The following is a 12,962-nucleotide window of genomic DNA, read 5'->3' on the forward strand; positions in this document are numbered from 1 at the left end:
TGGAGTAATCGGAGATGGTGGTAATTAACAGAAATCGAAAAACCGCGCTCGCTGTTCGCCGCACCGGTTGCGCCGTGCTGATGATCGTGATGCGTTCCGGAAAACTGACTACCTCGTATGTAAAGCACCGGGAATTTGAAACGGATTGGCGTGAAATGGGTGATTCGCTGGATCATGCCATCGCCACTTTTACCGAACATGCCGAAAAGAATGGTGCAACCCAGGCTGTCAAAATCGCTTTAAAGAAAATTGCCAAAGAGCAGGAAGTGGCTTCGCTGCGGCTGTTTTAATGCAGTATCAACCTGTCATGCTGTTCAATAAAGCAACGCTGTTACCAGCATTGCTTTATCTTATTCCTTCCGCAATCATCTGGCTGTTATTGAAGAGCGTCTCTGGCCGAACCACAATTTATTCGATACTGTCTTTGCCCGGGACTATGCTGCATGAGTTTCTGCATCTGCTGGTGGGTATGCTAACAAATGCTAAACCGGTGTCGTTCAGTTTGTTGCCGAAAATGGATGGCAGTAGCAGGCTGGTGTTGGGGAGCGTAGGATTCGCCAATCTGCGCTGGTATAACGCCATGCCGACCTGTCTGGCACCCTTGCTGGGCGTGTATGTGATAGTGCTTGTGGCTGCGCACAGAATTGGTAATGATTATATTTATCAGAACATGGATATTGCGATATGGTGTTTGCTTGCACCGCAATTTTCCAGCATGTGGCCATCACTTACCGACTGGAAGGTTTCTTTGAAATCCTGGCCTGTGTATCTGGCTGGTATGCTATTGCTGGTGAGCAGTAGCAAATTACCTATGGAATCAGCTAAAGCGTTTATCGTTCGCGTGTTCTAGCTGTCAATACGATTCAAAACAAAAGGGGTTAGCTATACGCTAACCCCTTTTGTATGATTTCTATCCATTGCATGCTGGTTTCGTATTGGCTATATAGCAACCGGATTTCAAGCGGCTTTAACCAGCACCAGTTAAGACACATCAGTGCAGCATTCAAGTTTTCGACTACTAGTAAATTTAGAGATTGTTTGACAAATAAAATAGCTATGATAATAATGAGAACTATTATCATTATCGCTTTATCTTGGTGCTATGAATACATACCGGAATTTACTAAGCATTTTCTTCATGATGGCGAGTTTATTGTTGAACGGCGTGGTTCGTGCTGATGATCAGCCACAAAGCATCGTGCAGATGCTTGATTATATTGGCGTTGATTACCAGAAGACAGTTAAAGATCATATAGTCATTAACCAGGCTGAATACAAAGAGCAGGTTGAATTTTCCAAGCAGATTAAACTTTCAGTAACAAACTTGCCTGATTTTCCAGAAAAAGATTCTGTGCAAGGCGAGGCAAACACGCTGGAGGCATTGGTGAATAGCAAAGAAAGTGGCGAAGAAATCGCTGCCAAAGCCACTGCGATAAAAACTGCAATCATAAATAATTTTGCTATTGCGACTAGTCCAAAAAGCACACCCGATGTACGTGCCGCGGCTGCGTTATTTCAACAGAATTGCTTTGCTTGTCATGGTGCACAAGGAAAAGGCGACGGGCCGCTGGCTATAACATTACAGCCGAAACCGGCTGACTTTCATGATAGGGAGCGGCAGGCGCAGCGCAGCGTTTTTGGCTTGTACAACACGATTAGTGTGGGTGTTAAAGGGACAGCAATGCCTTCATTTAAACAGCTCACAGATGAACAGCGCTGGGCATTGGCATTTTACGTGAGTCAGTTTTCAGTCAGTGATGCTGAGCGAAGCCAAGGCCAAGTGTTATGGAACCAGGGGAAAGGCAGGAACCGGTTTCCTGATCTTAGAGCAGTCGTCATGGCAACGCCGCACGATTTAAGTGTGCAACAGAACGAAGATGGTGTGAAAGTGCTTGCCTATCTGCGGGCAAATCCAGTTATGGTTGACAATGGTAAGGCAAGCCCGATCCAGTTCAGTATCGAAAAGCTTAATGAAAGTCTGGCAAACTACCGCCGCGGTGATGCACAAAGCGCATACCAAGTAGCAGTGGCTGCGTATCTTGAAGGATTTGAATTGGCTGAAGCTGGTTTGGGCGCGATAGATCCAAAGCTTAGGGCAACTATCGAAGCTGGTATGTACAACTACCGTAATCTAATCAAAAAAAACGCAGCACTGCAACTGGTTGTCACCCAGCATGACAAACTGCAATCATTATTGGTGATTGCGGATAAGCGCATGCAAGGCACCACTATTTCTCCAGGGGTCGGGTTTGCGAGCGCCATGGGGATTTTGCTTCGAGAAGGTTTGGAAGCCATATTGATTCTGGCGGCTATTATTGCTTTTCTTACTAAAACCGGCCGCCGTGATGCTTTGCCCTATATTCACGCAGGTTGGGTAGGGGCATTGTTACTGGGTGTCGCGACCTGGTTTGTAGCGTCATACGTGATCGATGTCAGTGGTGCAAGTAGAGAATTAACAGAAGGTGTAACCGCATTGCTCGCTGCTGCCATCCTGCTGTACGTAAGCTTCTGGTTGTTAAACAAACTGCATGTGCAACATTGGAAACAATTTATAGAAAGTAAAATACGCGGCGCCTTAAATGGTCGTACGCTATGGTTGTTGGCGGCGGTGTCGTTCATCGCAGTTTATCGGGAAGTATTTGAGACAGTGTTGTTTTATGAAACGCTGTGGGCGCAGGTAGGTGCTGAAGGGAGTCAGATGGTCTTGTTTGGTATTGGTGTGGGTGCGCTGCTTCTCATCATGCTGGCATGGGTGATTTTCCGGCTTGGTGTGCGCTTGCCGCTGCGACTATTCTTTGGAGTCAGTTCCGGTATGCTTTATGTGTTGGCAATCATTTTTGCGGGAAAGGGAGTGGCAGCATTGCAAGAAGCAGGGAAGTTGCCTGTTGATGCAGTTAATTTCCCACGCATGGATTTGTTAGGTATCTATCCCAATATGCAGGGACTTGTCCTCCAGGCACTATTAGTGGCATTAGCACTGGGTGGTATCACTTATACATTTTGGATTTCGCGGGTCTCTGCAAAACAATAATTATGAACTCAAACTTTGGGATGAAATAGGCTGATCATAAAGATACCTATTTCATCCTGGTGCGATAGAGAAATTTTGTTGTAAATAATAAATACTTGCACTATAGTGCAAGTATGCATCTAATAAACATTCAACCCCAAGACATATTCCAATCGCTGGCAGATCCAACGAGGATACGCATCATGCGTTTACTCGTCATGGCGGGCGAAGAATCCTGTTTGTGTGAGCTGGTGGATAGCCTGCTGGAGCCTCAATACAAACTTTCCCGGCATCTCAAAGTGATCAGACAAGCCGGGCTGCTGACGTCAGATAAAGAAGGACGCTGGATATATCACCGACTGGTGCAAGGGGTTCAATTTCTGGAGCCTCTTTACCAAATGCTCAAAGCACTGCCTGATAATGACGGGATATTTGCCGCAGATCTGGCGCGCTTCCGAGAGCGTATGTGCCTCCGTGAAGAAGGCCGGTGTCGTGTGGGTATTCAAAATACTGAACTGGCAGAGGGGAGCGAGTAATGGCTTGTCCCAGTTGCGCTCAGCAAGGTGTTCAGATGCCGAACCCATGGCGCAATCCACAGGTAGTGACTTCGGTGACCTCTGGTCTACTGCTGCTGGTCGGCTTTATTGGTGGCTATGTTGGTCTGCCGTTATCAATTCAAACTTTCCTCTATCTGGTTGCGGTTGTTACCGGGGGCTATTATTTCGGCCGCGAAGCCTTGGAAAATCTTGTCCAGGAACGCGAGATCGGGATCGAGCTACTGATGGCGACCGCTGCGATTATTGCCGGGTTGATGGGGCAGTGGATGGAGGCTGCCATGCTGGTGTTTTTATATTCCATATCCGAAGCAGCGGAAGGTTATACCGCTGAACGCGCACGCAATGCGATTCGTGCCCTGATGGATCTCGCTCCCAAAACTGCGCTGGCGCGGCGCGGTAGTCAGGAATTACGCATTCCAGTTGAACAACTGCAAGTGGGAGATTTGTTTATTGTACTTCCCGGTGAGGCGCTTGCGACTGACGGAGAGGTGGTTGAAGGTCGCTCCAGCGTGAATCAGGCCCCGGTCACCGGTGAATCAGTGCCCGTAGAAAAAGTGGTTGGAAGTAAGGTGTTTGCAGCCACGATTAACGGCGAAGGCGCATTAACAATTCGCGCGACAAAGATTTTTGCTGATAATACGCTTTCGCGCATTATCCACCTCGTGGAAGAGGCTCAGGCCAGCAAAGGGCGGAGTCAGCGCTTCATTGAGCGCTTCGGAAAACGCTATAGCCCGGCTGTGCTTGCGGTAGGCGTACTGATTGCTGTATTGCCACCGTTATTCGGGTTGCCTTGGCAGGAGTGGCTGATTCGTGCCACCGTCTTCATCGTGGCCGCCGCGCCTTGTGCACTGGTGATTTCGATCCCGATCACGCTTGTGGCTGCCATCGGCACCGCAGGGCGCAACGGCGTTTTGATGAAGGGCGGCGTGCATCTGGAAAATCTCGCCAAGGTACGGGTGATTGCCATGGACAAGACGGGCACGTTAACGCTCGGACGACCGGAGGTCACAGATATTGTTGCACTCAACAGCTATACTGAAGTTCAAGTATTGGCGGGGGCGGCAGCACTGGAATCCCGTTCGCAGCATCCGTTGGCACAGGCAATCCTAAACCGTGCCAAGGCGGCAGGAATTCAGCCTCGCCCGGTTGAAGATTTTCAGTCAATGACCGGCTCAGGCGCACGGGGATATGTGGGCGGGGAACAGCTATATATTGGTAATCCTAAGCTGTTTGCCGATCTGGGGCTCTCGCTCGTTACCGTACTGACGCAGATAGAGCAATTGCAGAATCAGGGCAAGACAGTAGTGCTGCTCGGAACAGAAAGAGAGCTTCACGGCTTGCTTGCCATCACTGACCCGCTGCGGCCGGAAGCTGTGCAGGCCATCGCCGAACTGAAACAGGCGGGCATTGAAAGGGTGGTTATGCTGACCGGAGACAATCCACTTACAGCTGCAGCTATTGCTCAACAAGTGGGCGTGGACGAAGTGCACGCCGGACTTTCTCCTGAAGACAAAACTCGCATGGTGGCTGAACTCACGGCGCGCTATGGCAAGGTTGCAATGGTAGGTGATGGTGTGAATGATGCGCCGGCGCTGGCAGCCGCATATGTAGGCATCGCCATGGGCGTGGCGGGGACTGACGTGGCACTGGAAACTGCGGACGTGGCGCTGATGGGCGATGACCTGTCCCGGTTGCCTTACCTCATCCGTTTCAGTCGCCGTACTTCGGGAATTATTTTGCAAAATCTCGCGCTGTCCACAGTCGTGATTAGCACGCTTGTCGTTGGTGCAGTGAGTGGCTATTTCACGCTGCCCATCGCGGTGCTGGCTCATGAAATCAGTGAGTTTGTGGTGATTGCGAGCGGGTTGCGCATGTTGCGGGCCTGACGCATTTTAATTGCATTTAACGAAAGGGATTAAAAATGACCAAGTATGGCTTTGGAAAAACCGTCGATATGTCGTTCGACGACGCGATTGTGCATGTGACCCAAGCGCTTCAGGGCGAGGGGTTTGGCATACTCGCCGATATCGACGTCGCGGGCACAATGAAGAAGAAACTCAACCAGGATATGCCCCCCTACCGGATACTGGGCGCATGCAATCCACCCTTGGCGCATCGCGCCCTGGAAAGCGAACCGTCCATCGGCTTGCTTCTGCCCTGCAATGTAGTGGTGCGGCAGGATGGGGCTGGCGCGGTTCATGTGGAATTCATGGACCCGAATGCAGTACTTGAACTAGTGAATAAACCCGAGATTAATGCGTTGGCGACCGAGGTCAGGCAACGGCTGGAGCGCGTGATGCGTGTGCTCTAAGGATTGTGGTGCTGCGTGGTTATATGCAGGTTTAGCAGCCTGACAGTAGAAATGAAGCGCGATGCGGAGCGAGTCAGGTGGTTTTTTCAACGACTATACCGGGAGAATACGAATGTGGATGGATTATGAAGGTTACGGCATGGGTTGGCATTGGTTGGGATGGTTAAGCATGGCGTTTTTCTGGCTGATTCCTATACTGCTGGTGCTGGCGGTGGTGAAGTATCTGATGGGTGATCGTCGCTCGAATGCGCCTGATGGTGAAAGAAAGTCTCCGGCGCTGACTGTCCTGGAAGAAAGGTATGCTCGGGGAGAAATTAATCGCGAAGAGTACTTACAAAAACGTGAAGACTTGAAGCGAGGTTGAAGGAGTCAATCAACACGAGTGCTTCGTTTGATTCAACTCTCTAAGGAGGCAGAAATGAAGAAGATTTTATTGCTTGCGATGTTGGCTATTTCTGTTTCGATGCCAACTTTTGCCGATGATGCTCAGACTGCTAAAAAAGCTGCTCAGGCTAAGCCATCAGATCTGGATTTCGACAAGAGAATGGTTCAAATTCAGGAGCAGATGAAGCAGATGCAAGCGCAAATGGCTAAGATCCGCCAGACTCAGGCTCCCCAGGAGCGCCAGAAATTGTTGCAGGAACATTGGGCTGCCATGCAAAACACGCAGGGAATGATGTATGGCATGCGGGGATCCAGCATGATGGGTTGCTGCATGGGTGGTCCCATGATGAACAGCCCGATGATCTGGAATGATTACCAGCGCCTGACCCCGGAGCAACTAAAGCAACGCCAGTACATGATGGAGCAGTACATGGGCATGCAACAGCAAATGATGAATCAAATGATGGAGCATCAGGGTTATATGCGGATGTATTGAAGATGAACTTCATGCCGGTGCTCCGGCGTGGTTGCACTTCGATATGACGCACTTTGAAGACTAGACATGGACAGATCGATTCATCAAACCGTTTATCTGCTCGTCATCACGCTCGTGATCAACTTTGGCGGCTGGACGTTTAACAAAGCAGCTGTGGCTGACGTGTGGTTCGACGAGCAACACAGCATAGCTGTGGATGATGGACATGCTTCAGCCGAATTCAAAGTTCATAAAACTGCTTCACCTGAAATTATGTGCAATCACTGGTGTCACATCGTCGGGCATTTCGTGGGCTTGTTCAGCCAGAGCGCTCTCGTGACATCTGAATTCGCAAATGAATATTCTACGCAGCGATCATTCGTCATTAAATTTCATTCCCCCGACGGCCGTTTCCGGCCACCACGACTCCTTTCCTAAGACTTTATCCAAATTGGTTTTTTGATTTTGTCTTGAGTGCGCTCTCGCCGCAAGGGGGGTGTACGCATATTTGAAGGAGTTATCGTGCAATTCGTTAATATTTACCACGCCCTGCGGAGCAGGATGGGACTGATGCGCAGCCTTATCGGTGTGTCATTCTTGCTCGCAACGTTTTATCCGCTGTCAGTTCTGTCGGCACCACTGACCTTGGAACAAGCCTGGAATCAGGCTGAACAGGCTAACCCGACACTGCGCTCTACCGAGGCGAATCTTGCCATGGCGCAGGGTGAGTTGACCGATGCTCGTGCGTTGCTGTGGAACAATCCGCAACTTGCGACGGAGTCGCGCAGGCGTACTATTCCTCAAACGGTTGATCCCGCCCGAGTCAACCACGAATGGACGGTCGGTGTGACACAGACTTTTGAAATCGCCGGGCAACAGGGCAAGCGGCGTAGCGCAGCGGAGCAGTCTCTTGCCGCGACGCAGGAAGTCATTGCGGAAACCCGGCGGCAACTGCATGCAGAGGTGGAGCAGCGATTCGTGCAAGTACTCAGTCTGCAATTGCGCATTCAAATGGAGGAGCGGACGCTCAAGCTTATCCAGGAGGCAGCGATGGCGGTCAGAAAACGTGTTACTGCAGGCGAAGACAGCCGACTCGATGGCAACCTTGCTAAGGTGGAAGCGGAGCGTGCACAAAATCAGGTATCTGTGCTGCGGGAGCAACTGATCCAGGCACGAACCGAGTTGGCCGCCTTGTTGCAACTGCTCGCTGATAATTTGCCCGAAGTCAGCGGATCCCTGGAACCGCCTCTTGCATCATACAGCTTGAAAGAGCTGTTGGCGGGTGCTGCCAGTCGCCCGCTGTTGCGCGCGTTCGACCATCGGGAAAAAGCTGCCAAAAGCCGTCTTGATTTGGAGCGTGCGGCAGTTTATCCGGATGTGACGCTGGGTCTCTCTGCCGCACGCGAAGGTGCGGCTGATTCCCGGGAGAAAATTACGGCTTTGAGCGTCTCCCTGCCACTGCCGCTGTTTCGCCGCAATGACACCGGAATCGGGCGTGCGACGACCGAACTGACCCAGGTGCAGGTGCAGCAACAGGCCGTGCAACGTGACGCGCGCGCTCAAGTGCTGGCGCTGTGGGCGCGTTTGGAGAATTTGAAAACACGCGTGCAGCGGCTGAGCGCATCGGTGCTGCCGAGCTTGGAGGAAAACCAGCATCTGTCCTCCGTTTCCTTTCGCGCCGGCGAGATTGGGCTGCTGCAATTGTTGTTGGTTAACCGCCAGGTACTGGATGGGCAGCGCGATCTGCTCGACGCCCGAACCGAGCTGCGCTTGACCCAAGTGTCCCTGGAAGCGGCAGCGGGCTGGTCGCCTGCGCACGAATTACGCTGAACATAATCGAAAATCAAGGAATTCATCACATGAAAAATTTACACAGCCAACAAAAGCGTGACTTGGGGCGACTGGCTTCCTGGTTGCTGGTCGGAAGTTTATCTGCAACTCTGCTTGCTGGGTGCGGCGACAAACCCAAAGCGCCAGAGAATGATGCAAAGCAGCTCGACAAAATGGAACCGGTAAGCAAAGACAAGACAACACCAAAACAGGGAAATCCCGACGAAAAAAGCGGCGAGAAACTGCTCACGCTGAGCGCAGAAGAAGTCAAAACAGCAAATATCCAAGTGCAGAAATTGGAATTGCAGAATAGAGCCGGACAGATCATGGTTACGGCGACTATTCAGATTAACCAGGATAAATTGGCTCACGTAGGCCCGCGCATGCCAGGGCGTATCGTCAAGGTGAATGCTAGCCTGGGTGACCGAGTAAAACCGGGGCAGGCTCTGGCTATGCTGGATAGCATTGATCTGGGTGAGGCGCGTTCGAGCTATCTGCAAGCAGCGAGTGAGGCGGCGCTGGCCCAAGCCAATTTCGCGCGTGCCCAGCGGCTGAATGCTGACAATATCATCCCGGAGAAGGACTACTTGCGCGCTCGCGCCGAACACGAAAAAGCCCGCGCCGCACTGCGTGCCGCCGGTGACAAGCTGCGCATGATGGGCGTCGTCCCGGAGAAACTATCCGGTTCGGTGTTCGCGTTGACCGCACCGTTTGCCGGTACCGTCATCGAGAAAAAAGCGGTACTGGGTGAGCTTGCCCAGCCGGACGCATTTCTATTTACCGTAGCCGATTTGTCCACTCTGTGGATAGAAAGCGATTTATTCGAAAAAGACCTTGGCAAGGTCAGGGTTGGTGCCCAGGCCATCGTCACTGTGTCCGCCTATCCGGGGGAAGTGTTCAAGGGGCGGCTTACCTACATCAGCAGCACAATGGACAAGGAAACCCGCACGGTCAAGGCGCGGGTGGAAGTGCCGAACCCCGACGGCAGGTTGAAACCGGAGATGTTTGCCAGCGCCGCAATCAACACCACAGGGGCAAGCATCAAGGCGCTGATCGTGCCGGAAGACGCCGTGTTGCTGTTACAGGGGCAACCGACAGTATTTGTCGCCGAAAGAGATGGATTTGAGCCGCGAGCCGTAGAGTTGGGAGAACGTGTCCAAGGGTACGTCATGCTTAAATCCGGTGTGGCGGCGGGCGATAGCGTGGTAGTGAGCGGTGCCTATGCCCTCAAGGCGCGGTTGCTCAAATCTCAAATTGGCGATGCAGACTAGGGGGCGGCTATGCTTAATAATATTGTTGATATAGCATTGCGCTATAAGGTGTTGGTGTTGGTGGCCTTTGTTTTGGTAGTCGTCTTTGGCGTGAAAGCCTGGCAGGAAGTGCCGGTGGATGCGTTTCCTGATGTAACGCCGGTACAGGTAAATATTTACACATCCGCACCAGGTATCGCAGCTGAGGATGTGGAAAAGTTATTGACCTTTCCGGTAGAGACGGCCGTGGCAGGATTGCCTGGCATAGAACAAATCCGCTCTGTTTCCATGTTCGGCCTGTCCTCGGTAAGCGTGTATTTTAAGGATAACGTCGACATTTACTTCGCACGTCGTCTGGTAAGCGAGAAGTTGCTGGAGGCCAAGGCACGCATCCCGGAAGGATATGGCGAGCCAGTGCTTGGCCCGAATAGTTCGGGGCTGGGCCAGGTGTTCTGGTACACCGTGGAATCCGCGGACAAGAAACTCACGCAGATGGACTTGCGTACGCTACAGGACTGGACTATCCGCCTGGTACTGCGTACAGCGCCAGGGTTGGACGACGTGACTTCCTGGGGTGGTCAGGAAAAGCAATATCAGGTGTTGATCAATCCGCAGAAGCTGATCAAGTACGACCTGACTTTCAAGGCGGTGATGGAGGCGTTGCACCTGAATAATCGCCAGGTCGGTGGGCAATTTGTCAATCTCGGTCAGGAGCAATATCTGGTACGGGGTTTGGGGCTGGTTGCCAATACGCAGGATATTGGCAATATCATGATCACTGAGAAGGGGGGCACACCGATCTATGTGCGCGACGTGGCGGAAGTAAAAGAAGCGCCAGCTCTGCGTACAGGTGCCATCACCAAGAACGGTAAGGAGGTAGTGCTCGGCATCGCTTTACAGCGTATTGGTGAGAATGCCAAGAATGTAGTGGATGCAGTGAAGGCAAAGCTAAAAACAGTGCAGCAGGCATTACCGGCAGGCGTTACGATCCATCCGGTTTATGATCGCACTGAGCTGGTGGAAAAGGCTGTCAAGACTGCTGAAAATGCCCTGGTTGAGGGGTCAATCTTGGTGGCTATCATTCTGTTCCTGTTTCTAGGCGAAATACGCTCTGCGGTGGTAGTCATCATCGCCTTGCCGCTCGCCATGCTGATCAGCTTTATTTTGATGCAGCAATGGGGCTTGTCGGCCAACTTGATGTCACTTGCTGGTCTGGCTGTGGGCATCGGTATGATGGTGGACGGTGCAGTGGTGCTGGTGGAAAACGGCTTCCGCCTGTTGAGTCACAAGGTAGGGCAGACGGTCAACCAGACACACGTCATCCTGGAAGCGGCACGGGAGGTGATTAATCCGACCGCGTTCGCGATTTTGATCATCATCGTGGTGTTTCTGCCGCTGTTTTCACTCACCGGGCTCGAAGGTAAGCTGTTCAAGCCGATGGCACTGACCATCACCTTTGCCATGATTGGTTCTTTGGTTCTCACGCTAACCCTTGTACCCGTGCTGGCTGCATTGATCCTCCGTCCGAAGGAAGAAAAAGACACCATCGTGGTGATGTGGGCAAAAAGGCTTTATCTTCCACTACTGGATTGGGCGCTGGATAACAAGCGTAAGGTGATCGGCGGGGCATTGGTCTTATTGGTGGCGACTATTGCTATTTTCCCTTTTCTTGGCAAGGAGTTCATGCCGACGTTGCAGGAAGGCGGCATCATGTTTCGTGTGACCAGCATTCCATCTACTTCGCTGGAAGAATCGATTCGTATTTCGCAGCAGATCGAAGCGCGGCTCAAGCAGTTTCCGCAAACGAAATCGGCCATCGCCATGATCGGACGCCCGGAAATCGGTGAAACGGCGGACGTGAACTACATGGAAATTCTGGTGGATCTTAAGCCACGCAGCCAATGGCCGGAGGCAATATCCTTTCCGGCGCTGACGCGTGAAATGCAGGAAACACTGGAGAAAGAGGTACCCACGGCCGTATTCGCCGCCACCCAGCCGATCCAAATGCGTGTCGAGGAATTGATTTCCGGGGTACGCGCTACATTGGCCTTGAAACTGTACGGCGAGGATTTGACTGCGCTCGATCGCCTGTCCGGTGAGATCAAGTCTGTCCTGCAAAAGGTACCGGGTGTGTCTGATCTGGCCCTGGAAGCCAACAAGGGCAAGCCGCAAATGGTGATCAAAGTGAATCGGGAAGCAGTTGCGCGCTACGGTATGAACGTCGACGATATTCTTGAGGTCGTGCAGGCTGGTATCGGCGGCAAGGCGGTGAGCACGTTGATCGATGGCGTAAAGCGCTTCGACATCCAAGTGTGGCTCGCACCCGATTTCCGCAACAGCGTTGAAGCCATCAATAACATCCCGATCCGCACCCAGAGCGGTGCCTTGGTACCGCTCTCCAGAGTCGCCACGGTGGAATTGGATGAAGGTTATTCCTTCGTGCGGCGCGAGCAGTTACAACGTTACGCTGTGATCCAAATGGATGTGAAAGGGCGTGATGTGGACAGCTTCGTGAAGGAGGCAGCGGCCAAGATCAAAAGTGAAGTGATGATGCCGGCTGGCTACTGGATCGAATGGGGTGGCGCGTTCGAGAACCAGCAGCGCGCCATGGCCAAGCTGGCGCTGATCGTGCCACTCACCATCGGACTTATTTTCATCCTGCTCTACACTGCGTTTAACTCGCTCACTTACGCGACGCTGATTATCGCTAACGTGCCATTCGCCACCATTGGCGGGGTGATTGGGCTCGCCATTACTGGTCAGTACTTGTCGGTACCTTCCGCCATCGGTTTCATCGCCGTGTTCGGGGTAGCGATGCTGAACGGTATAGTGCTGGTGTCGTTCCTCAACGATCAGCGGCGGCAAGGTCTTTCGATCAGAGAGGCGGTCAAGCAAGGCGCTGCGCTACGCCTGCGCCCAGTACTGATGACGGCATCCATCGCCATCTTCGGCCTGGTGCCGATGCTGCTTTCCAGCGGCGTCGGGGCGGAAACTCAGCGTCCGCTGGCAACAGTGGTAGTAGGGGGCTTGTTTACCTCCACCGCGTTGACGTTGCTGCTGTTGCCCCTGATGTATGAGTGGGTGGAGACACGCCGCGAACGCAAACAAGCGAAGTAAACCAGTAGCGTGCGGCCTGGATTGGTCG

Annotated in this window: 12 protein-coding genes; all 12 read left to right on the forward strand. The window is 52.3% G+C overall.

All coding sequences use genetic code 11. The features are described from left to right. Positions 1–14: 14 nt before the first annotated feature. Positions 15–290: a hypothetical protein gene (locus EJE49_RS03875; protein ID WP_124949074.1), complete on the forward strand. Its 276-nt coding sequence runs from the start codon at positions 15–17 to the stop codon at positions 288–290. After that, complete coding sequence (locus tag EJE49_RS03880; protein WP_189941662.1) at positions 290–850, forward strand: hypothetical protein; 561 nt, start codon at positions 290–292, stop codon at positions 848–850. Before EJE49_RS03875 ends, EJE49_RS03880 begins: the two co-directional genes overlap by 1 nt. Positions 851–1,138: 288 nt before the next feature. Continuing rightward, positions 1,139–3,031: a cytochrome c/FTR1 family iron permease gene (locus EJE49_RS03885; RefSeq protein ID WP_189941664.1), complete on the forward strand. Its 1,893-nt coding sequence runs from the start codon at positions 1,139–1,141 to the stop codon at positions 3,029–3,031. Between the two features lie 113 nt (positions 3,032–3,144). Continuing rightward, positions 3,145–3,546 (forward strand): ArsR/SmtB family transcription factor, encoded by a 402-nt coding sequence (locus EJE49_RS03890; protein ID WP_124949076.1) that lies wholly within the window; start codon positions 3,145–3,147, stop codon positions 3,544–3,546. A gap of 35 nt (positions 3,547–3,581) precedes the next feature. After that, entirely contained in the window at positions 3,582–5,453 is a 1,872-nt protein-coding gene (locus tag EJE49_RS03895) for a heavy metal translocating P-type ATPase (RefSeq protein WP_223246739.1), read from the forward strand. Positions 5,454–5,521: 68 nt separating this feature from the next. After that, positions 5,522–5,878: a DUF302 domain-containing protein gene (locus EJE49_RS03900; protein ID WP_223246740.1), complete on the forward strand. Its 357-nt coding sequence runs from the start codon at positions 5,522–5,524 to the stop codon at positions 5,876–5,878. 112 nt (positions 5,879–5,990) lie between these two features. Next, on the forward strand, positions 5,991–6,242 hold the full coding sequence (locus EJE49_RS03905; RefSeq protein ID WP_124949079.1) for an SHOCT domain-containing protein: 252 nt from the start codon (positions 5,991–5,993) through the stop codon (positions 6,240–6,242). 54 nt (positions 6,243–6,296) lie between these two features. Further along, a complete protein-coding gene (locus tag EJE49_RS03910; RefSeq protein WP_124949080.1) occupies positions 6,297–6,758 on the forward strand; it encodes a hypothetical protein in 462 nt (153 codons plus the stop codon). Between the two features lie 66 nt (positions 6,759–6,824). Further along, positions 6,825–7,175: a hypothetical protein gene (locus tag EJE49_RS03915; RefSeq protein WP_124949081.1), complete on the forward strand. Its 351-nt coding sequence runs from the start codon at positions 6,825–6,827 to the stop codon at positions 7,173–7,175. A 132-nt stretch (positions 7,176–7,307) separates the two neighbouring features. Further along, positions 7,308–8,567, forward strand: coding sequence for a TolC family protein (locus EJE49_RS03920; protein WP_189941666.1), 1,260 nt, complete (start codon positions 7,308–7,310; stop codon positions 8,565–8,567). A 29-nt stretch (positions 8,568–8,596) separates the two neighbouring features. Then, positions 8,597–9,838 (forward strand): efflux RND transporter periplasmic adaptor subunit, encoded by a 1,242-nt coding sequence (locus EJE49_RS03925; protein ID WP_124949082.1) that lies wholly within the window; start codon positions 8,597–8,599, stop codon positions 9,836–9,838. 9 nt (positions 9,839–9,847) lie between these two features. Then, positions 9,848–12,934, forward strand: a complete 3,087-nt coding sequence (locus tag EJE49_RS03930; RefSeq protein ID WP_124949083.1) for an efflux RND transporter permease subunit — start codon at positions 9,848–9,850, stop codon at positions 12,932–12,934. Positions 12,935–12,962 lie beyond the last annotated feature (28 nt).

Source organism: Sulfuriferula thiophila, from assembly GCF_003864975.1.
GTDB lineage: Bacteria > Pseudomonadota > Gammaproteobacteria > Burkholderiales > Sulfuriferulaceae > Sulfuriferula > Sulfuriferula thiophila.

Excerpts from the sequence above, each read along its gene's own strand:
- EJE49_RS03875 (WP_124949074.1), top strand. The coding sequence starts at position 15 with ATGGTGGTAATTAACAGAAATCGAAAAACCGCGCTCGCTGTTCGCCGC.
- EJE49_RS03880 (WP_189941662.1), top strand. The coding sequence starts at position 290 with ATGCAGTATCAACCTGTCATGCTGTTCAATAAAGCAACGCTGTTACCA.
- EJE49_RS03885 (WP_189941664.1), top strand. The coding sequence starts at position 1,139 with ATGATGGCGAGTTTATTGTTGAACGGCGTGGTTCGTGCTGATGATCAG.
- EJE49_RS03890 (WP_124949076.1), top strand. The coding sequence starts at position 3,145 with ATGCATCTAATAAACATTCAACCCCAAGACATATTCCAATCGCTGGCA.
- EJE49_RS03895 (WP_223246739.1), top strand. The coding sequence starts at position 3,582 with ATGCCGAACCCATGGCGCAATCCACAGGTAGTGACTTCGGTGACCTCT.
- EJE49_RS03900 (WP_223246740.1), top strand. The coding sequence starts at position 5,522 with ATGTCGTTCGACGACGCGATTGTGCATGTGACCCAAGCGCTTCAGGGC.
- EJE49_RS03905 (WP_124949079.1), top strand. The coding sequence starts at position 5,991 with ATGTGGATGGATTATGAAGGTTACGGCATGGGTTGGCATTGGTTGGGA.
- EJE49_RS03910 (WP_124949080.1), top strand. The coding sequence starts at position 6,297 with ATGAAGAAGATTTTATTGCTTGCGATGTTGGCTATTTCTGTTTCGATG.
- EJE49_RS03915 (WP_124949081.1), top strand. The coding sequence starts at position 6,825 with ATGGACAGATCGATTCATCAAACCGTTTATCTGCTCGTCATCACGCTC.
- EJE49_RS03920 (WP_189941666.1), top strand. The coding sequence starts at position 7,308 with ATGCGCAGCCTTATCGGTGTGTCATTCTTGCTCGCAACGTTTTATCCG.
- EJE49_RS03925 (WP_124949082.1), top strand. The coding sequence starts at position 8,597 with ATGAAAAATTTACACAGCCAACAAAAGCGTGACTTGGGGCGACTGGCT.
- EJE49_RS03930 (WP_124949083.1), top strand. The coding sequence starts at position 9,848 with ATGCTTAATAATATTGTTGATATAGCATTGCGCTATAAGGTGTTGGTG.